The sequence below is a fragment of the Pantoea sp. SIMBA_079 genome (assembly GCF_046940275.1).
Lineage (GTDB): Bacteria > Pseudomonadota > Gammaproteobacteria > Enterobacterales > Enterobacteriaceae > Pantoea > Pantoea borealis.
Genome location: NZ_JAWRYR010000398.1, coordinates 1 through 266, shown reverse-complemented (window position 1 = coordinate 266; position 266 = coordinate 1). Strand labels below are relative to the sequence as shown.

1 protein-coding gene is annotated in these 266 nt (G+C 41.4%); it reads right to left on the bottom strand.

From position 1 onward, the window contains the following. Positions 1-266: hypothetical protein (locus SB719_RS20530; protein ID WP_412159796.1), on the bottom strand; the 266-nt coding region annotated here is incomplete at both ends.

Sequence of the window (266 nt, the reverse complement as noted above, 5' to 3'; positions counted from 1 at the left end):
CGGGAAAACAGCCTTATCTTTCTGGCTTTGATGTTTAAAAATAGCCTGCTTTTTTCGCTCCACTTCTTGCGGGCTCAAGGGTACTGCCATTTCAATTTCGTGGGTCTCAAATTCATGCCATGCTCCACGGTACATCCAAAGCCAGCAGTTTTTAGCCCAATTTTCTGTTTTTCTTAAACATTTTAAGGCTTCTAAAACGATATTAAAACAAATGATGTGGGTTCCATGCGGGTCTTCAAAATCTCCTGCAGCAAAAACCTGATGAG